This is a genomic window from Lysinibacillus sp. Ag94 (assembly GCF_023242215.1).
Taxonomy (GTDB): domain Bacteria; phylum Bacillota; class Bacilli; order Bacillales_A; family Planococcaceae; genus Lysinibacillus.
The window spans coordinates 579665-600657 of the sequence record NZ_CP096780.1 but is presented as its reverse complement, the minus strand read 5'-3'; the positions used below and the strand labels follow the sequence as shown (position 1 = coordinate 600657).

Here is a 20993-nt window from a genome sequence, read left to right as displayed (position 1 = left end):
CATACGTTTTAATAGAATGTCATCCAACTTTTAAAATTTATCGATTAACTTTCACGTTTTATCACCCAACTTTTGAAGTTTATCGACTAACTTTTACGTTTTATCACCCAACTTTTAATTTTTATCGACATCCGCCTTCGCAGTATGCCCCTTATCGTAAAAAAATTCGCAAATCTCCTTAGGAAATTTGCGAACTTTTTGGGACTTTATTGAGAAGCTTTGGCTAAAACAGCTTCCATACGTAGACGATCTCTTGTTAAGATCGGTTTTAAATATTTCCCAGTATAAGAGCCACTTACTTCAGCGACCTCTTCTGGTGTACCTGTCGCAACAATAGTACCACCTTTATCGCCACCTTCTGGCCCTAAATCGATAATGTAGTCTGCTGTTTTGATGACATCTAAATTATGTTCGATTACTAGCACGGAATCGCCATTTTCTACAAGACGCTGTAAAACAACGAGTAAACGTGCAATATCATGCGCATGTAAGCCTGTAGTCGGCTCATCTAAAATATAGAATGATTTACCTGTTGAACGACGGTGTAATTCAGAGGCTAATTTCACACGCTGTGCCTCACCACCAGATAGCGTTGTAGCAGGCTGCCCTAATTTCATATAGCCTAATCCTACATCCACGATTGTTTGTAGCTTACGCTGGATTTTCGGAATATTTTCGAAAAATACTACTGCATTTTCAATCGTCATATCTAAAATATCTGCAATGCTCTTATCCTTATATTTCACTTCAAGCGTTTCACGGTTATAACGCTTCCCATGACAGACTTCACACGGCACGTAAACATCTGGTAGGAAATGCATTTCAATTTTTATAATACCATCACCACGACAAGCCTCGCAGCGGCCTCCCTTAACGTTGAAGCTAAAGCGACCTTTTTTATAGCCACGTACCTTTGCTTCATTTGTTGTTGCAAAAACATCTCGAATATCATCAAAAACGCCTGTATACGTAGCTGGATTAGAGCGAGGTGTACGACCGATTGGTGATTGGTCAATATCAATTACCTTTTCGAGCTCATCTATCCCTGTTACTTCTTTATGTTCACCAGGCTTCACTTTTGAACGATTAAGCTTTTGAGCTAATGACTTATATAAAATTTCATTAATAAGCGTAGATTTCCCTGACCCTGAAACACCTGTCACTGCAACGAATAAGCCAAGTGGTACATCAACTTTTACATTTCTAAGATTATTTTCCTTGGCACCTTTAATCGATAATTTGCGCCCATTCGGTTTGCGTCGCTCAATTGGCAATGGAATAAATTTCTTGCCACTTAAGTATTGCCCTGTTAATGACTTTTCATGTTCCATTACTTCCTGGGGTGTCCCGGCCGCTACAATTTGACCACCATGCACACCTGCACCAGGACCAACATCAATGAGATAATCAGCCGCCAGCATTGTATCTTCATCGTGTTCAACAACAATAAGCGTATTGCCTATATCACGCATATTTTGCAATGTACTAATAAGACGGTCATTATCACGTTGATGCAAGCCGATTGATGGCTCATCTAAAATATAGAGAACGCCCGTTAAACGCGACCCGATTTGTGTCGCAAGGCGAATGCGTTGAGCTTCTCCACCTGAAAGTGTCCCTGCTGCTCGACTTAACGTTAAATAATCTAACCCTACATTGACTAGGAAGCCCAGTCGTTCTTCAATTTCACGTAAAACAAGTCGAGCAATTTTCATATCCTTTTCTGATAAATCTAGCTCTTTGAAAAATGTATCAGCTTCCTGAATCGAATACTGTGTAACTTCGCCAATATGTTTATCTGCTAATTTTACAGCTAATGTTTCAGGCTTTAAGCGATAACCTTTACAAGATGGACATGCTTGCTGCGCCATATATTTTTCCATTTGTTCACGCACGTAGTCAGACGTTGTCTCTTTGAAACGGCGCTCCACATTTCGGACAACACCTTCAAATTCAATCATTTGATCTCGCACATTGCCAAACTCATTTTCATAATGGAAGTGGATTTTATCTTTACCAGAACCATATAAAATTTTATCCATCTTTTCTTTCGGAAGATCCTTTACTGGAACGTCCATTGGAATATCATAATGATCGCACACAGCCTTTAATAATTGTGGATAGTATTGAGAGCTTGTTGGTTCCCACGGTGCTATAGCATGCTCTAATAAACTACGGTCCCAATCAGGCACTACTAAATCAAGATCTACCTCTTGTGTTGAGCCTAAACCATCACAGCTTGGACAAGCTCCAAACGGGCTATTAAATGAAAACATGCGAGGCTCTAGCTCCCCGATTGAAAATCCACATAAAGGGCAAGCATGATGCTCACTAAATAATAATTCCTCATGTTCCATCACATCGACAAGTACACGCCCATCAGCCAAACGTAATGCTGTCTCTAAAGAATCACTAAGACGTGCCGCGACACCTTCCTTCATCACAACACGATCGATGACTACTTCTATTGAGTGCTTTTTGTTTTTATCAAGTTCAATGGCATCATCTAAATCACGTAGCTCACCGTCGATACGTACCCGAACAAAGCCTTGCTTTTTTAAATCTTCCAGTAGCTTTACGTGCGTTCCCTTACGCCCTGATACCATCGGAGCAAGCAACTGCATTTTCGTTCTTTCCGGATAAGTTACTAAACGATCGACCATTTGCTCAATCGTTTGGGACGTAATTTCAATACCATGATTTGGACAAATAGGCTTACCGATGCGCGCAAATAGCAAACGTAAATAATCATAGATTTCCGTTACTGTCCCAACTGTAGAACGTGGGTTACGGCTCGTCGTTTTTTGATCGATTGAAATAGCAGGAGATAATCCCTCTATTGCATCGACATCTGGTTTATCCATTTGACCAAGGAATTGACGGGCATAAGCTGAAAGGGATTCAACATAACGACGTTGGCCCTCAGCATAAATCGTATCGAACGCTAATGATGATTTCCCTGAGCCCGATAACCCTGTTAGCACGACTAATTGATCGCGCGGAATTGTGACATTGATATTTTTTAAATTATGAGCTCGTGCACCTTGCACGACAATTTCAGTATTTTTCACAAGCCATTCACCCTTCTACCTTCAATTCAAATATTGTATCGCGCAGCTCAGCAGCACGTTCGAAATCGAGTGCTTTTGCCGCTTCCTTCATTTCTACTTCCAACGTTGCAAGTAATTGCTCTCTTTCCGCCTTTGTCAGCTTCTTCCCTTTTGTTGCCTTCGTTACATAAGACTCCTCTTCCTCTGCCACCTGTGTCGCACGAATAACATCAGGAATTTTCTTAACAATCGTTTTCGGTGTAATGCCGTGCTCTTCGTTATATGCCATTTGCAATGTTCGACGACGCTTCGTTTCCTCAATCGCCTTTTTCATCGAATCCGTCATATTATCCGCGTACATAATGACATGACCATTGGCATTACGTGCAGCACGTCCAATTGTTTGAATGAGTGAGCGCTCTGAACGTAAAAATCCTTCCTTGTCAGCATCTAAAATCGCCACAAGCGAAACCTCAGGAATATCTAACCCTTCTCGCAATAAGTTAATGCCGATTAGAACATCATAAGTACCTTTGCGAAGCTCGCGAATAATCTCAATGCGCTCTAGCGTCTTAATCTCGGAATGCAAGTACTCCACCTTTAAGCCCATTTCCTTCAAATAAGCCGTTAAATCCTCTGACATTTTTTTCGTCAATGTTGTAACAAGCACTCGTTCATCACGAGCAATACGACCTTGAATCTCATCGATTAAATCATCTATTTGCCCTTCAATAGGACGGACGTCAATTTGTGGGTCAAGTAGCCCTGTTGGACGAATAATTTGCTGCACCATTTCAGGAGAATGCTCAAGCTCATACGGGCCAGGTGTTGCTGATACATAAATAGCTTGATGTATATGTTTCTCATATTCTTCAAAACGTAAAGGGCGGTTATCTAGTGCTGATGGCAAACGGAATCCATGCTCAACTAGCACACCTTTACGTGCTTGGTCACCGTTATACATCCCTCTAACCTGTGGTAACGTAACGTGACTTTCATCGACAACAAGTAAAAAATCCTCAGGGAAATAGTCAAGTAGCGTATATGGAGTTGCCCCCGCTTCACGCAATGTTAAATGACGCGAGTAGTTTTCGATACCTGAGCAAAAGCCCATTTCACGCATCATTTCTAAATCGTAGCGAGTGCGTTGCTCTAAACGCTGTGCCTCTAACAATTTATCCTCCGCACGTAAAAGAGTTAAACGCTCCTCCAACTCTTTTTCAATATTTTCAATGGCCTTTAGCATTTTTTCTTCTCGTGTAACGAAGTGGGATGCTGGGAAAATAGCTACATGATCACGGTCCGCTAATATTTCACCCGTTAACGCATCTACCTCACGAATTCGATCGATCTCGTCCCCAAAAAACTCCACGCGAATACAATGCTCATCACGAGATGCAGGGAATATTTCCACTACATCGCCACGCACTCGAAACGTCCCACGTGTAAAACTCACATCATTACGCTCGTACTGTACATCGACCAGTTTTCGAAGCAACTGATTACGTTCAATTTCCATTCCAGTCCGCACCGATACGACCATTTCACGATATTCTTCTGGAGAACCTAGACCATATATACAGGACACGGATGCTATAATAATGACATCATCACGCTCGAATAATGCAGATGTTGCAGAGTGACGCAACTTATCAATTTCATCATTAATGCTTGAATCTTTCTCGATGTAAGTATCCGTCTGCGGTACATATGCCTCAGGCTGAAAGTAATCATAGTAGCTGACAAAGTATTCAACTGCATTATTAGGGAAGAACTCTTTAAACTCACTATATAATTGACCTGCTAATGTTTTATTATGTGCCATAATAAGTGTCGGTTTTTTTACTTGTTGAATGACATTAGAAATCGTAAACGTTTTTCCTGTTCCTGTTGCACCGAGCAACGTTTGATGACGTTTACCCGCACGTACACCCTCCACTAATTCCGCAATTGCCTGTGGTTGATCTCCACCAGGCGTATATGGCGCTTGTAAATCAAATGTGTGCACACATGTCCCCGTCCCTTCCTACCAATTTGATACATATATTTTAGCATAGCATAATTTAAATTTCGAACATTTAACGAACGAATGTTTGTAAAAAATTTTCCGTTTGCTCTATTTAAGGTGATTGCGATAGAACGTATGTACTAATGACAACCTATCTATCAATAGATTACCCTTTCCAAATGTTAGCTAATCGACATGGAAAAATGTAAATGCATTACCTTAGAGGGAATCTCGGGTTATTACCGGTAAACCTGATCAGTGGCGCAAAAATAGCAAAAAAATCCCGCTCTCCAATAAGCGGAGAGCGGGCTCGTCATATTATTCACTTGCATCTTGGTGTAAGGTTATTAGTTCGGCTGCGTATAGATGAAATGCATGTTCATCTTTTTCATCGAGTGCTCTATCTATCAGAACCATGAGCTGCTCTTCACGATGCATACGCTGGATATGATTTAAAAATAAATCTAAATAAATCTCGTTTAATAATTTCTCTGCCTCATCAACTTTCTTTGACTGACCAACGGCTTTTAGAAAATCTGTATACGAATAATATTTATCCAACGATCTCACCTCGATCCTTTTCTAAATTATAAGAAAATTGATGTTAAAATGCAATGCTTAAGAACCGAAAATCACTCCGATTTACTATTAATCTCGTGCAATTTCAAGCAATTTCTCTATACAAAAGCTTGAAATATCAACGGTTTTCTCCTTTTGTCTATACTTTCAGAATTCAATTTTATGTTCTACACTTCAATAACAAATAGAAAAGGGAGGTTTACATAGATGTCGGCAAACTACATCAATGGGTATTTAATGTCTTTCAACACCTATCTACTTCAGCCAATGCAGTATGATTCTAAAATTTTCACACGGGTCATTGATAAGCATAATGAGCTTATCGTCACGAGGAAACCAATGCATATATTACGAAAATCTTGTATCTCACTCGGCACAACCTATGAGGCAGCAAGACATTCCGCCAAACGCTTTTTCGGCAATCAACATAAGCTCCCAATCGTTGTTGCTTATGATTATGGTTATCCTTGTATTTTTTTACCAACGTATTCTCCAAACTCTATCCACAATATTTGGATTGGACTTCACGCCATTTCGAATATTGTAGCAAGTAAAACGGGCTGTATCGTTACACTGAAAAATGATAAACAGATTGAGCTGCCTATTCAATATGCTTCGATCAGCAAGCAATTTGTCAATGCATCGATGCTCTATAAACATTACATGAATGAGCGCAAGGAGATTAGCCAAGACGCTCCGTATCATCCACCTTTTTAACTTCTCTCAGCAAAATGTCTTTTGATCGAAAGCGTAGCGACAGGTAGAGAAGTCTCTTACCTCTATAGGGGTGAGATAAATACGGTTTTAAGTCACTTATCAGAGGGGGTTGCAACATCCGCTGATAAACCTCCGGCGAATATCACAAAACCGATTCCGGATGCAATTATGCCGATGCACAATTGATTTAGAAACTAAAAAACCCCTCAAAGCACAATTTTATTGTGTCTCTGAGGGGCTTTCATTAGCCTATTTTTGAACGTAAATATGCATTAATGAATGGATCTACGTCACCATCCATCACCGCTCCTACATTACCTGTTTCTTCATTTGTACGATGATCTTTCACCATTGAATATGGATGGAATACATAGGAACGAATTTGTGAGCCCCAGCCGATTTCCTTCTGTTCACCACGGATTTCATCTAACTGTGCCTGCTGCTTATCGATCTCTAATTGATAGAGTTTCCCTTTTAACATTGTCATTGCTTTTTCACGGTTTTTAATTTGTGAACGTTCTGCCTGACATTGTACGACAGTACCAGTTGGAATGTGCGTAATACGAACAGCTGAATCTGTCGTATTAATATGCTGACCACCTGCACCTGTTGCACGATACGTATCAATTTTTAAATCCTCTGTACGAATATCAATTTCAATATTGTCATCGAATTCAGGCATAACATCACAAGAAACGAACGATGTATGACGACGACCAGAAGAGTCAAACGGTGAAATACGTACTAAACGATGGACACCTTTTTCTGCTTGCAAATAGCCGTAAGCATTATGACCCTTAATGGACAATGTTACAGATTTAATTCCTGCTTCATCGCCTGGAAGATAATCAACTGTTTCGACTTTAAAGCCACGTTTTTCCGCCCAGCGTGTGTACATACGAAGCAGCATCGAGCCCCAATCCTGAGATTCCGTACCACCTGCTCCTGGATGCAGCTCTAAAATTGCATTATTTTGATCGTATGGACCGCTTAATAGTAATTGCAGCTCAAAATTGCCCATTTTTTGCTGGAATTCTACTAATTCATTGCCTAGCTCCTCCTGCAATTCTTCATCAGGCTCTTCGCGCAATAGCTCTAACGTCATATCTAGGTTCTCATATGTTTCTAATAAATCTTTATACTCATTAACAGTTGCCTTTAAGCCATTACTCTCATTAATGATTACCTGTGCCCCTTGCTGATCATCCCAGAAACCTGGCTCAAGCATCATTTCATCTAATTCTTGAATACGTGCCTCTTTGTTTTCTAAGTCAAAGAGACCCCCTAAAATCCGCCAATTTTTTGGCTGAAGTGTCTAACGCGTTACGTACATCTGCTAATTCAATCATTGTTAAATCCTCCGAACGTTATTTATGGGGCAAACTTTTCAAATACTGATACTTCTTTAAAGCCCCGATCTCTTTATTATAACGTTTTTACGGCGGAAAACATACTTTTTTACAACCTCAGCATTCGTTTCAGTCTTTTTCAGCTTCATCCTCAAAGATAACATCGTTTGCCATACGTTGAAATACTTTACTTTGATCATATTGAACTAATAAATTTTTTGTTCGTTTTTCCAGTTTATATTTTAGTAGAAAAGCTCTTTGAATTCTGTTTTCAAATGATCTAACACTTAGATCCACATTAGTTTCATAGCCGTTCATAAAAATTACTTTTGTATTCTTTTTATCGATAGCTAGATAGTCCTGAATATGATGAACAGCAAACCATTTACAGTCACGTCGTAAATAAGACTTACTTGGAAACCATACAATATTACTTTGTTCATGAACAACTATTGGATTTTTATTCAACTTTCCAAGTATCATTCTCGATCCATCAAAAGCCCCTCTTAAGCTAGAACCGAAATAACGTAGATTATAATCCATTAATTTTGTCGGCGCTAATTTTGATATATATTCACGATCCCTTTCTATTACACGTGTACCCAAGTTACCATGTGCATCATACTCCGGTGTATACAGCATCGTTTTACTACTCATAATGTCATCATTATGCATGTCAATCCTCCTCAAAATTGTATGTTTTTCTAGTAAAGAGAAAAATACTAATAAATATATTGGTAAACGCCAATGTATTTCCTCGAGGATTATAATCTATATCCATAAATCCCCCCTTTATTTAAAAATAGACTCAAATACCCAAAACTTTTCAACTATTCACATATTTATAATAAATCACAAGAAAGTTATAAACATTACCCTTTCCATTGAACTATTTACCTATTGTTGTAGTATCATATACCTCTTTTTTGAATTTTTTAAGATTGAAAAACTACTAACTTGCGGTAGTTTGCATATTCGCTATAGTCCAGGCGGATCCATGAAAAGATCCTAAAACATCGAAAAAAAGACCATTTTAACATACAGTTAAAATGATCTTTTTCGAATATTATTGAGCTGCACCATGGCAGTTTTTAAATTTCTTACCGCTTCCGCACGGACATAAATCATTACGTCCGACATTTTCAGCTTTACGGACAGGTTGCTTTTTCGGAGCTGAGCCGCCATCCTCTTTCGGATTAACAGCTTGACCTTTTGCAACTTCTTCACGCTCTAAATTATTATGGATTTCTGCCTTCATCGCATATTTTGCTACATCTTCACGAATAGAAGCGACCATATCTTCAAACATAGCAAAGCCCTCTTGTTGATACTCACGAAGTGGATCATTTTGACCATATGCACGAAGATGAATACCTTGACGTAGTTGATCCATCGCATCAATATGATCAATCCACTTTGTATCAATTGAGCGAAGTAAGATTACCTTTTCAAATTCACGCATACGTTCTGGTGTAAGCTGTTCTTCTTTTTCATTATAACGCGTTTGAACAGCGTTTGAAATTAGCTGGTTAATCTCTTCTGCAGATTTACCTTGGAAATCTTCCACCTTTAGATCGCCTTCATCTAATAGGTTTGCAGCGACAAAGTCATCAATCGCTTTTAAGTTCCAATCCTTCTCCTCGCCTTGCGTATACACTGCAACAATGTTATCAATTGTTTCTTGAATCATCGACTCAACAAGCACACGCATATTTTCTGTTTCTAATACGTCATAACGTTCTTTATAAATAATCTCACGTTGCTGACGTAACACATCATCATATTGTAATAAGCGTTTACGAGCATCGAAGTTATTACCTTCAACACGTTTTTGAGCTGATTCTACTGCTCTTGAAACAACTTTAGATTGTAATGGCTGTGAATCATCCATCCCTAATTTCATCATCATGTTCTTCATATTATCGGAGCCAAAACGACGCATTAATTCATCTTCTAGTGATAGATAGAATTGAGTAATCCCTGGGTTCCCTTGACGACCAGAACGACCACGCAGCTGATTATCAATACGACGAGATTCATGACGCTCCGTACCAATTACCGCTAAACCACCGAGCTCCATTACACCTTCCCCAGGCTTAATGTCTGTACCACGGCCAGCCATGTTTGTTGCAATTGTTACTGCACCTTTTGTACCTGCATTCGCAATAATTTCAGCTTCACGCTCATGGTTTTTCGCGTTTAAGACGTTATGTGGGATTTTATGTTTATCCAATAAATTCGAAATTATTTCAGACGTTTCAATTGCGACAGTACCAACAAGAACTGGTTGTCCAGCTTTATGGCGCTCTGCAATATCTGCCGCCACCGCTTTATATTTCCCTTCCATCGAAGCAAAAATTAAGTCCGGACGGTCATCACGAGCAATCGGCTTATTCGTAGGAATCGCGACAACATTCATATTATAAATATTACGGAATTCCTCTTCCTCTGTTTTCGCAGTACCTGTCATACCCGAAAGCTTTTGATACATACGGAAGTAGTTTTGGAACGTAATTGTCGCCATCGTCATCGATTCATTTTGAATCTCTACACCCTCTTTGGCCTCGATTGCCTGATGTAGTCCATCTGAGTAACGGCGACCTTTCATTAAACGACCTGTAAAGCTGTCAACAATAACGATTTCGCCCTCTTGTACAACATAATCAACATCATTATGCATACTGACATGTGCCTTTAGCGATTGGTTAATCGCATGGTTTAAACGCACATGTGTTAAATCAAATAGATTATCAATGCCAAATGCTTTCTCTGCTTTTTCAACACCAGCATCTGTCAACGTAACACCTTTTGTCGACTCTTCGTAAGTGTAATCTGTTTCTGCACTTAACATACGAACAAACGCATTCGACTGTTTATATAGCTGCGCTGATTTCCCAGCCTGACCCGAAATAATTAATGGCGTACGCGCTTCATCAATTAAAATCGAGTCAACCTCATCGATTACTGCAAAATGCAGCGGACGTTGTACACGTTCTTCTTTATAAAGCACCATATTATCACGTAAATAGTCAAAGCCCAGCTCATTGTTTGTACTATACGTAATATCCGCTTCATAGGCTGCACGTTTTTCTTCTTTTGATAGGCTGTTCAAGTTTAAACCAACCGTTAAGCCTAAGAAATTATACAAATGCCCCATTTCTTCAGCATCACGACTCGCTAAATATTCATTGACTGTCACAACATGTACGCCTTTACCAGTAATGGCATTTAAGTAAACAGCCATTGTAGCCGTTAACGTTTTACCTTCACCGGTTTTCATTTCCGCAATATTACCTTCATCTAATGCCGCAGCACCCATAATTTGCACACGGAATGGGTACATCTCTAACACACGCTTTGAGCCTTCTCGACAAACCGCAAAAGCTTCCGCACGAATCGACTCTAAACTCTCTCCGTCCGCATAGCGTTTTTTAAACTCTTCTGTTTTCGCTTGTAATTGATCATCTGAAAGCTGTTCCATTTGAGAAGCGAATCCCTCAACCTGGTCAGCGATTTTTTCTAATTTTTTTACTTCACGTTTATTGAAATCAAATAATTTATTTAATAGGTTTACCATGAATTTTTTCACTTCCTATATAGTCTCAGCTTCCATTTTACCATTGTATAACAGATTCATGCAAACAGAGTCCCTAGCATGAAAGGAAATCATATCAATTACGCCTTGGCATAATTGTTGTTGCTTTACTACGAATAAACAATACCGTCCGTATTTTGAATTGTGTTTAGGCCTGGCAGATGTTTTTTGCCTGAAGGCGCAGTGCTAACGTGATGGCAGCGGCAGATACTTTTTTGCGCGAAAGCGTAGCGGTAGCAGCACCGACGCAGGTCCTTTAGCCGTTATCGCAGGAAGCGACGGTGGTAGGCTAACATCATTATGGTGACTCCTTTCAAAATCCGTGATATCTGCCAGAGGTTTATCTTCATCCAAGATATATTTGCATTCATCCTACTACTATTGAGGGGATATTTGGAAAATAAAAAGGCTCCCGCTTTCCGCGAGAGCCCTTGTGCATATTAAAGTTTAAGTTGTTTCAATTAAGCCATATTTACCGTCTTTGCGTTTGTAGACAATATTTGTGCCGTTTGATTCTGCATCTGTAAAGATATAGAAATCATGCCCTAGCATATTCATTTGTAAGACAGCTTCTTCTTGATCCATCGGTTTTAGATCAAATTGCTTTGTGCGAACAATAGAGTATTCATCTTCCTCTGTTGATGCATCTGCTGCTGCCTGAGAAGTAGCAAAATAAAGGCCTGTACCTTCACGCTCACGGAATTTACGGTTTACTTTTGTTTTATGCTTACGGATTTGACGTTCTAATTTATCAACGATTAAGTCAATTGCCGCATACATATCATTATGACGCTCTTCTGCACGAAGAGTTAAGTTCTTCATTGGAATTGTTACTTCCACTTTAGTTTGCTTGTCATTATAAACCTTTAAATTTACGTTAGCGTTGGCGTTAACATCTTCGTTAAAATAACGTTCAACTTTCTCGACTTTGTGCTCAACATACTCTCGAATAGCTGGAGTTACCTCAATATTTTCACCGCGAATGTTAAAGTTTAACATGTAAACTCCTCCTTTATAACTGCTATACTTTATACTTCTACACAAGTGTACGAAATTCCTCTAAAATAATTATCTTTTTTTCAAAAAAATTTTTCCTGCAATAATAATGTGTAGCATTTGCCTCCGCTGATGAATGTTTCACTTTATAAATGAATGCTATTTAGTTTTACCTCATCAGCTTCTCTTCTTCGGCGCAGTTTCAACTCTTCAACAATCAAATCTTCAACCGATTCCTGATCATTAAAATTCACGCCATATTGTTTACCCTTGCCAAAAGGACGGCTCCAAATTATTTCACCATAAGCTTGTACCTCTATAGTATCAAGAACAAAGCGTAAATCTAAAGGAGGAGGATTAACACCTAAATCCACTTCAGTAAACATCTTTAAGCCTCGTGGACTAATATCAAGCAAATCAGCCATTGCCGTTTGCGCTTGATTCACCCTTCCATCCTCATATATCGCAAAAGTCATTTTAACAGGCTCATCGAACTTAAATCGAAAGCCTTCTTGGCGCTTAAATATCATATACCCACCCCAATACTATTCGAAACATCTATTTAGCTTGATTATGACACGATGCATGTTTTACATCTAGAGGAAATAAGTAACATATTATACAGGATAAAGACCTATTTTATGAACAAATCAATTATGCCCCGGCATAATTGCAGAACTCCATTCCGATTTCCGTGGTATCCGCCGGAGGCTTTAACTTTTGTATGATTTAAATGCCGTGTCTCGTTTTTCTACCAAAGAAAAGAGACCATCTTGAATCGATGGCCTCTATGTTGTCTAAATTTGTCCAGTGTTTCCCTGACCGAATTGTTGCTGTCGATTGATGCGAATAACTTCCTTCCATGTATCACGGAATTCCGTCACTAATCCTTCAACTTCTTCAATTATAGCGACATCGCATTGAATGTTTGCCTCTACTAAACGATGATTCATATATTCATAGAGAGGTAGCATTTGCTTAGAAATTTCAATATCCATATTCAATGTAGACATTAACTCTGCTATAATCGCCTGTGCTTTTTGAAGATTTGTATTTTTTTCTTGTACATTCTTTTCTTGGATTGCAAGTTTAGACTTATGCAAAAACTTCAAACATCCATTATAAAGCATTAACGTCAGCTCACCAGGGGAAGCAGTGGTAACACTATTTTGTTTGTACGCATTTTGTGCTGTTAAATTTGCTGCCAATAAAGGACAACTCCTTTGAAAGGTTACTTATTTACTAGTTTAAACCATTTTATGAAGAAAAGCTAATAGGCATATATTAATTCTTTTTATCATAATACATGCCATCCATCACACGAACATTCGAGTATGGATTGAAGTATTGCTCTTCACTTTTTTTCGTTTTCTGTAGGTTTGCCATATCCTGTTTCACGGCGCCCATAACAGCAGCCAATCGTTCCTTTATTCCATTGTCTAATTCAAGTAACATTCGATGAATACGATTCTGTTCGTCGAATTGAAAGCCTTCTTGAACCAAATCCTCAATAATTTCCCCACGCTTGTCTAACAAGCTGTTGATATTATCAATATATTTATCACGCTCTTCACCATTTGGAATATCACCTAAAAGCTTAAATAAATTAGCTGATATCTGTAATAGTTGATCTATTAGTTGCATAATTTTCTCCTACCTTGCTAATTAGAAGCCTGCACCTTGCATAAACATACTTGATTGCTGGTTCGCTTTATTGATTGCTTTCTCCATGGCTGTAAATTGTTTCCAGTAACGTGCTTCGATATCTTTTAATTTTGCTTGTAATTTAGTAATGCGATCATCAGATTCAACAATTTTCTTACCTAAACTATACGTGTGATCTGTTGCTCCTTCTCTACCAGCCTTTTTTTCAATATTTTTTTGAAGTGTTTCAATTTCAGCAGTTAAACGTTGTGAAATACCACGTGAATCTTTTGTAACTTTTCTACCATTTTCATCAGTTGTCGTAGTTACACTTCCTGTGCTAGTAAACATTTGAACAACTTGATCAGGGTCTTTAGCTAATGCAGCATCCAATTTAGCATCATTAATTTTCAGTTTTCCACCATCCGATAGCTTATCAGATGTTGTAATGCCAATTTCAGCTAATGAATCTATTGTGTCGTCCCCAAGTCCGTTTACCGATGACATAAACTGCGTACGGATTTTAGCTAAACCATCTCGAATTAAGGAATCGCTACGTAATAAACCACTTTTTGCTTTTTCATCCCATAGCTTTTGTTCGTTTTCAGACATATCTTTACGTTGTTCACTTGTTAGTGGTGGATAGTCACGATACTTCTTCTCTTTTAATAAACCATTTAGCGAATCTACCATCTCATTATAATTTTTAACAAACTCTTGAATAGAGTCTTTTATACTTTTGGTATCAGTCGTTGATGTAAGATTTACAGCCGCTACAGCTGGAGAAGTATCACTTGCCACGCTATCCGATGCTGCTTTTGCATTATCATAAGATTTCTGTGCTTCATCTAGACGTTTTTGACCCATCACTGCATTGTTTTCAGCTGTTTTATATGCAGCTGCGTTTTCGTTATTTGCTTTCTCAATGGCACTAAACTGTTGAAAATCTTCTAATGAACCACTTAAATCAGCTAATTTATTTAAATCCATTGAATCCATCTTGCCGAATTTATCTTTAATAGCGTCATCTTTTCCTGCTAAAATTTGTTCAATTTCACTTCCTGTTTTTCCTTTAATTTCGGATAAGAAGGCAATATCATCAGTTGTTAGGTCATTTAAAAATTTCTTATCAAGAGTTTTATATGAATTTTCAAAATCAACTTGATGTGCACGTTCAAGTATTTCTGCACCATCCGGGCTTTGCAATGCCTGTAAATCATCGGATGATAGTCTTAATAATTTTGCTTTTTGTTCATCTGTTAAGCTGGAATTATTAATAGATGATTTAATACTATCTGCATCTGTGTAATCAATGTTCAAAGATTGTAGGTCAGACAAATCTCCAGAGTTTAGGAGCGCAACCTTCCCTACATTTGAAAGTTTATTAAATTTTTCCTGTTGCTCAGCTGTTAAATTATTTTCCCCAAAAGTATTCTTATATGCATTTTTATACGTATTGTCTCGATAGCTTTCATATGCAATACGCTTACTGTCTCTTTCTGCTTCTAAGCCCGGTAGTGCAGCCTTTGCATTATCTAATTCTACTTGTGCTGCTGCCAAGCGATCAGCTGCCCCCGATTTAGCATTGAAAGTTGACTTCAGTGATACCTCAAAACCAGAGATTGTAAAAGTATTTGATGAACGCTCCATTGAAATACCATTTACTTTAAAGATTGCATTTTTACCTGAATTTGTTGTCGCATTATCCATGCCTAATGCATCGAACAATTCTTTCCCTTGTCCAAATACAATTTCACCGTTACCGCTTTTTACACTACCAGAATTATTTGCAGTTAGTGATAACTGTCCATTTTCGAATAGTGCTGTAACACCTGCATTGCTTTGATTGATTTTTTTCACTAAATCATCCACTGTATCTTTTGTTGGGTCGAAGGTAATTGTCATTGGCTTTTCTGCTAAATTACCATTTTTATCAATAGCTTGAATCTCTACTGACTTAACGGATTCTCCTACTAAAGCAGACAATTTTGTTGTTCCAGTATGCCCTGTCTGACTACCAATCATTTGAGTTGATGTAGCTAATTGTGTAACACTTTCTATATTAAGCGTTCCATTAGCTGTACTTGTTGCCTTTACAGCAGCTAAGCTTTCATTGGAAGATGTAGCTGTCTTTTTCATCATGCTACTTTGTAAACGCATACTATCCTTTAAAAACTGATTAAATTTCTGGGTTGTTTTATTTACATTGCGGTAAGCATCACGTTGCCATTCGAACGTTTGCTTTTTTTGAAAAGTTTTATCCAAAGGCACTCTTTCTGCCTGCATCAGTTTCTCTACAAGACTATCAATATCCATCCCTGACGCTAATCCGCCCATTCTCATTACCATGTTTATTTCCTCCCAATTTCCGTTTAAATTTTCTCGTCTACAATCATTCCTACCATTTTTTGCATTTCATAGAAAGCATCTAATAATTTTTTTGGTGGAATTTCCTTAACAACTTCCTCAGTATCACGATTCACTATCGTCACATAATAGCGCTCCAAGCCTTCATGATAAACAAATTTTGAGGAACTATGATTTATTTCCAAAAATTCATTTACAACATCTACAGCTTGTTGTAGTTTTTCTTTTGAAATTTCCTGTTCTTCCCCAACAGTAGTTGCTTTTTCTACTACTAGTTGAGAGTCTGTTACTTTTGAAACATTAGGCGTTATATTTTCCTGTACATTCATTGCTTTTGTATTAGTTGGTGCAGTAATCGTATCATTTGACTGCCCTTGGGATGCAATACGCATGTAACTCAACCTCCTAAACTATTCAATTGCTTACCATTAATATCGGAAGCATTTTGTATAGTTTCACGTTTTTTGCTAAACAAATGCTTAGTAACTTGTTAAGTCTTCATTTCATTTTTAGACAAGCTATAACTAAAAAACCTCAAAATCACACAATGTGCCGTGTGAATTCGAGGTTTCTTTAACTTTTAATTAATCATTTTATGCATATACTCTTCTAGATCAATTATGGTTTCAAATGCTTCTGTTTCGCTATCCTTTCTTACTCCAATGTAAATCTTACATTTTGGTTCTGTTCCAGAAGGTCGAATACAAATCCATGAACCATCTTTTAATCTATATTTGAGAACATCCGTTTTTGGTAAAGATAATGCTTGTTTCTCACCGTTTGCAAGATATGTAAAACCGGCTTTGTAATCTTCTATTGCTCTAACTTTGATTCCAGCTATTTCGATAGATCTTTTGTTTCTAAAGTGCTCCATAATATTGGCTATTCGTTTCTGCCCCTCTATCCCCTCATATGTAAATGACAACAATTTTTCTTGATAGTATCCATGTTGTTGGTAAAGAGATTTCAGTACATCTAAAAGTGTTAGATTTTGTTCTTTATAATAAGAAGCCATTTCTGCAGTTAAGAGCGCAATTTGTACTGCATCTTTATCTCTTACAAAATTCCCCGCTAGATACCCGTAGCTTTCTTCATAGCCAAATAAAAATGAATGCTCATTAGTAGTTTCGTATTCTGCGATTTTTTCTGCAATATATTTAAAACCTGTAAGTGTATTTATAGTTTGTATATTAAAACTATCTGCAATTGCTGTCCCTAACTCTGAGGTTACGATAGTTTTTAACATTACTCCATTCGAAGGTAAAGTTCCTACTCGCTGCTTTGTAGAAAGTATATAGTTTAACAACAGAGCTCCAAGCTGGTTTCCAGATAGAAGCTGATAATGTTCCCCATTAAATATCGCTACACCAAGACGATCAGCATCTGGATCTGTAGCTAGTATTAATTCAGCTTCAACTGCCTCCCCTAAAGCAATCCCCATTTTAAAGGCAAGAGTTTCTTCAGGATTGGGATACAACACTGTTGGAAAATCGCCATCTTGAATAGCTTGTTCGTTAACAATATGTACATTTGTAAAGCCTGCCTCTTTTAAAGCACGCTTTGTCGGCACAAGACCCGCACCGTGTAAAGGAGTATAGACTATGTTTATATCCTTTTTACCATTAGCTTGAACAAGTGTTTTTATAGCAGCATTATACGCATCATCTAATTTTTCTAGCATCTCAATGCAATAACCCGATGTAAATAATTCATCTTTTGTGAGAGAATGAATTATAAAAATATCTTCTACACTTTTCATATGTTCAGAGACTTCATCGGCAAATTGAGGTGTTAGCTGTGCTCCATCTGGTCCATATACTTTAAAACCATTATATTCTTTAGGATTATGACTTGCTGTAATAACTACTCCAGCATAAGCCGCTAAATATCGAATAGCAAAACTTAATTCAGGAGTTGGTCGACTTTCGCTAAAAACATAGCTTTGTATACCATGTGCAGCCAAAACTCCTGCTGTTTCATAAGCAAACTCCTGTGAAAAATGTCGTGTATCATACGCAATAACGACACCACTTATTTTCGCCGCTTCTCCCTGACATTCAATTTGACGAGCTAATCCTTCAGCTACTAAACGAATGGTATGAATATTGATACGATTCGTGCCGGCGCCTAACTTCCCACGCATTCCACCCGTACCAAAAGGAACTAACTGATAGAAATGATCTTCTATCGCTTGTTTATTATTAGCAATTTCTAGCAGTTCATCTTGATACATACTATTCGCTTTTTGTCGCCATAACTCATACAACTCTCTATGCACGAACCTTCACCACATCTTCCTTTAACAGCTCTAACATTTTCTTTTTATATGCTTCTACACCAGGCTGATCAAATGGATTTACCTCAAGTAAGTTAGCACTGATAACACACGCTTTCATAAAGAACATCATTAAATATCCAACATGATATGCATCTAATTTTGGCAATTCTATACGAATAACAGGAACGCCACCTTCTTCATGTGCAAGTGCTACCCCATCTTTTGATGTTGCATTCACCTCATTCATCGATCGACCAGCTAAATAATTCAGACCATCTATATTTTCAGCAGAAAAAGGAATTTCAATATCTTCTTCGATATTATCAAAGTGAATAAGTGTTTCAAACATTATACGGCTACCATCTTGGATAAACTGTCCGATAGCGTGTAAATCTGTCGAATAGTTCACGGTTGAAGGATACAGCCCTTTATGCTCTTTCCCTTCACTTTCTCCAAATAGCTGTTTCCACCATTCATGCAATTTATTAAGTTTTGGCTCAAACGAGGCAAGCAGTTCAACTGAATAACCTTGTTTATATAATGCATAACGATTACAAGCATAATCAACTGCACTATTCGTTTCACTAGAAAAATCTAATTCCGCTTGTCTTCCTCCACGAACAAAAGCTTCTATATCAATACCTGCAACTGCAATTGGTAATAAACCTACTGGCGTAAATACAGAATAACGTCCTCCAACTTCAGACGGAACAGTAAATTGGCGATATCCTTCTTTTTTCGCAATTTGCTTTAAGATTCCTTTTTCAGCATCAGTAGTAACAATTATTCTTTTACGTGACTCCTTACCATATCGTCGCTCCATATATTTTTTCACAACTCGAAAGGCAAGCGCAGGCTCCATCGTTGAACCAGACTTTGAAATAACATTGACATAAACGTCCTTCGTATCTAAATAAGACAATAGCTGCTTTAAATACGCACCACTCATATTATTTCCAGCATATAAAATTTCGACACCATTATTAGTATGGAAATAAGGAGTTAGAGCATCAATTACCGCACGTGCACCAAGAAATGAACCACCGACACCAATAACTAGAAAAATCTGTGCTCTTGAATTTATTTGATTTGCAACATTTTGAATCGTAAAAAGCTCTTGCATAGTAACAGGATTATAATGCTGCATGCTCGGATTTTCTGAAATTTTCATTTTAGGGAGATCAGTTAGTGGCTGAAAATTAATCATGTCGTCAACTCCTGTTAAAACAGCCTACTCTTTTTAGAGTAAGCTGTATATTATACTACTTATTTCGGCTGTTTTAATAATTCTTTAATATTCGACACGATTATTGATAAATCTTCTACTGTCATATTTGGATGAATTGGTAAAGTTAAAGCTCTTTCATACCACTTTTCAGCAATTGGACATATTCCACGTTCATAACCCAGTTCCTGATAATATGGGTGCCAATAGACAGGAATATAATGTACATGAACTCCTATATTCAAAGATCTCATTTGTTCAAACACAAACTTCCGCGATATTCCCTCAAGCTGAATCATATACAAATGCCAGCCGGAATTAGTTCTCTCTAGCTGCTGTGGAACGATAATTCCTTCTATATCTTGAAATGCCTCCGTATAAAAAGCTGCAATTTCACGACGTTGTTGGATAAACGTATCAATTTTTTTCATTTGTGATAAACCAAGTGCGGCTTGTAAATCAGTCATTCGATAATTGTAGCCAAGGTCAGTCATTTCATAATACCAACCACCTTGATCAGCCGAATAGTCCGTTCGTTCAATACCATGACTACGGAATAGTTGTACTTTACGATAATAGTCCTCATTATTCGTTACAATAATACCGCCTTCAGCTGTCGTAATTGGCTTCACAGGATGGAAGCTAAACATTGTCATATCTGCCTGTGTACCAACTTTTTTCTCTTTATATTCAGCACCAAGAGAATGAGCACCGTCTTCAATCACAACTAGATTGTGTTCACGTGCGATATCCATAATGACATCCATATCAGCTGGTTGACCTGTAAAATCAACTGGGATAATTGCCTTTGTATTTGGTGTAATCTTTTTTCTTATCTCTTCAGGATTAATGTTGTAAGTATTTGCATCAATATCTGCAAAGACAACCTTTCCTCCCATATATCTAACACAGTTAGCACTGGCTGCGAAAGTAATTGGTGATGTAATAACTTCATCTCCAACACCAATCCCTGCCGCATAACAGGCTGCGTGAAGTGCTGCAGTTCCATTGCAAAAAGCAACTGCATATTGAGTGCCAACATAATCGGCAATTGCCTGCTCAAACTGTTGAATTTTTGGCCCTTGTGTTAAAAAAGGTGAGCGTAATGTTTCTAAAACAATCTGTATGTCGTCTTCATCAATCGATTGACGACCATAGGAAAGAAATTCAGGCAATTTTTTCATA

Annotated in this window: 16 protein-coding genes; 1 reads left to right on the top strand and 15 read right to left on the bottom strand. The window is 37.9% G+C overall.

What is annotated here, in order from left to right:
* Positions 1-206: 206 nt before the first annotated feature.
* The 3 genes from uvrA to MY533_RS02620 all read right to left on the bottom strand — a co-directional run bounded on the left by uvrA (position 207) and on the right by MY533_RS02620 (position 5619).
* Positions 207-3071 (bottom strand): excinuclease ABC subunit UvrA, encoded by a 2865-nt coding sequence (gene uvrA / locus MY533_RS02630; protein WP_132360592.1) that lies wholly within the window; start codon positions 3069-3071, stop codon positions 207-209.
* 7 nt (positions 3072-3078) lie between these two features.
* Entirely contained in the window at positions 3079-5058 is a 1980-nt protein-coding gene (gene uvrB, locus MY533_RS02625; RefSeq protein WP_248717927.1) for an excinuclease ABC subunit UvrB, read from the bottom strand.
* Between the two features lie 318 nt (positions 5059-5376).
* Complete coding sequence (locus tag MY533_RS02620; protein ID WP_132360587.1) at positions 5377-5619, bottom strand: IDEAL domain-containing protein; 243 nt, start codon at positions 5617-5619, stop codon at positions 5377-5379.
* Between the two features lie 225 nt (positions 5620-5844).
* Between MY533_RS02620 and MY533_RS02615 the strand changes: the two genes are divergently transcribed.
* The gene (locus MY533_RS02615) at positions 5845-6354 is read left to right on the top strand and encodes a competence protein ComK (protein WP_132360585.1); all 510 of its coding nucleotides are present in this window, start codon (positions 5845-5847) and stop codon (positions 6352-6354) included.
* Between the two features lie 244 nt (positions 6355-6598).
* Here MY533_RS02615 and prfB read toward each other — a convergent pair.
* The 12 genes from prfB to pseC form a co-directional block, all read right to left on the bottom strand.
* A protein-coding gene (prfB, locus tag MY533_RS02610) for a peptide chain release factor 2 (protein WP_371873293.1) occupies positions 6599-7703 on the bottom strand; the annotation gives its coding sequence in 2 pieces (ribosomal slippage) (positions 6599-7627 and positions 7629-7703; 1104 coding nt in all).
* A 129-nt stretch (positions 7704-7832) separates the two neighbouring features.
* Entirely contained in the window at positions 7833-8378 is a 546-nt protein-coding gene (locus tag MY533_RS02605) for a competence protein ComK (RefSeq protein WP_248717926.1), read from the bottom strand.
* A gap of 391 nt (positions 8379-8769) precedes the next feature.
* Positions 8770-11280, bottom strand: a complete 2511-nt coding sequence (gene secA, locus MY533_RS02600) for a preprotein translocase subunit SecA (RefSeq protein ID WP_248717925.1) — start codon at positions 11278-11280, stop codon at positions 8770-8772.
* A 465-nt stretch (positions 11281-11745) separates the two neighbouring features.
* Positions 11746-12297, bottom strand: coding sequence for a ribosome hibernation-promoting factor, HPF/YfiA family (gene hpf / locus MY533_RS02595; RefSeq protein WP_248717924.1), 552 nt, complete (start codon positions 12295-12297; stop codon positions 11746-11748).
* A gap of 143 nt (positions 12298-12440) precedes the next feature.
* Positions 12441-12824 (bottom strand): PilZ domain-containing protein, encoded by a 384-nt coding sequence (locus tag MY533_RS02590; RefSeq protein WP_256469502.1) that lies wholly within the window; start codon positions 12822-12824, stop codon positions 12441-12443.
* A 267-nt stretch (positions 12825-13091) separates the two neighbouring features.
* A complete protein-coding gene (fliS, locus tag MY533_RS02585; RefSeq protein WP_248717923.1) occupies positions 13092-13502 on the bottom strand; it encodes a flagellar export chaperone FliS in 411 nt (136 codons plus the stop codon).
* Positions 13503-13578: 76 nt separating this feature from the next.
* Positions 13579-13938: a flagellar protein FliT gene (locus MY533_RS02580; RefSeq protein WP_248717922.1), complete on the bottom strand. Its 360-nt coding sequence runs from the start codon at positions 13936-13938 to the stop codon at positions 13579-13581.
* 21 nt (positions 13939-13959) lie between these two features.
* Entirely contained in the window at positions 13960-16287 is a 2328-nt protein-coding gene (gene fliD, locus MY533_RS02575; RefSeq protein WP_248717921.1) for a flagellar filament capping protein FliD, read from the bottom strand.
* Positions 16288-16310: 23 nt separating this feature from the next.
* The gene (locus MY533_RS02570; RefSeq protein WP_248717920.1) at positions 16311-16697 is read right to left on the bottom strand and encodes a flagellar protein FlaG; all 387 of its coding nucleotides are present in this window, start codon (positions 16695-16697) and stop codon (positions 16311-16313) included.
* A gap of 188 nt (positions 16698-16885) precedes the next feature.
* Positions 16886-18583, bottom strand: coding sequence for a phospho-sugar mutase (locus tag MY533_RS02565; protein ID WP_248717919.1), 1698 nt, complete (start codon positions 18581-18583; stop codon positions 16886-16888).
* Entirely contained in the window at positions 18576-19790 is a 1215-nt protein-coding gene (locus MY533_RS02560; protein ID WP_248717918.1) for a glucose-6-phosphate isomerase, read from the bottom strand. Before MY533_RS02560 ends, MY533_RS02565 begins: the two co-directional genes overlap by 8 nt.
* A 59-nt stretch (positions 19791-19849) precedes the next feature.
* Positions 19850-20992 (bottom strand): UDP-4-amino-4,6-dideoxy-N-acetyl-beta-L-altrosamine transaminase, encoded by a 1143-nt coding sequence (gene pseC / locus MY533_RS02555; RefSeq protein WP_248717917.1) that lies wholly within the window; start codon positions 20990-20992, stop codon positions 19850-19852.
* Position 20993 lies beyond the last annotated feature (1 nt).

Bases quoted from the DNA above. Each gene is read 5' to 3' on its own strand.
- secA (WP_248717925.1), bottom strand. From the start codon at position 11,280: ATGGTAAACCTATTAAATAAATTATTTGATTTCAATAAACGTGAAGTA.
- MY533_RS02580 (WP_248717922.1), bottom strand. From the start codon at position 13,938: ATGCAACTAATAGATCAACTATTACAGATATCAGCTAATTTATTTAAG.
- MY533_RS02560 (WP_248717918.1), bottom strand. From the start codon at position 19,790: ATGATTAATTTTCAGCCACTAACTGATCTCCCTAAAATGAAAATTTCA.
- MY533_RS02570 (WP_248717920.1), bottom strand. From the start codon at position 16,697: ATGCGTATTGCATCCCAAGGGCAGTCAAATGATACGATTACTGCACCA.
- MY533_RS02615 (WP_132360585.1), top strand. From the start codon at position 5,845: ATGTCGGCAAACTACATCAATGGGTATTTAATGTCTTTCAACACCTAT.
- pseC (WP_248717917.1), bottom strand. From the start codon at position 20,992: ATGAAAAAATTGCCTGAATTTCTTTCCTATGGTCGTCAATCGATTGAT.
- MY533_RS02605 (WP_248717926.1), bottom strand. From the start codon at position 8,378: ATGCATAATGATGACATTATGAGTAGTAAAACGATGCTGTATACACCG.
- hpf (WP_248717924.1), bottom strand. From the start codon at position 12,297: ATGTTAAACTTTAACATTCGCGGTGAAAATATTGAGGTAACTCCAGCT.
- MY533_RS02590 (WP_256469502.1), bottom strand. From the start codon at position 12,824: ATGATATTTAAGCGCCAAGAAGGCTTTCGATTTAAGTTCGATGAGCCT.
- fliD (WP_248717921.1), bottom strand. From the start codon at position 16,287: ATGGTAATGAGAATGGGCGGATTAGCGTCAGGGATGGATATTGATAGT.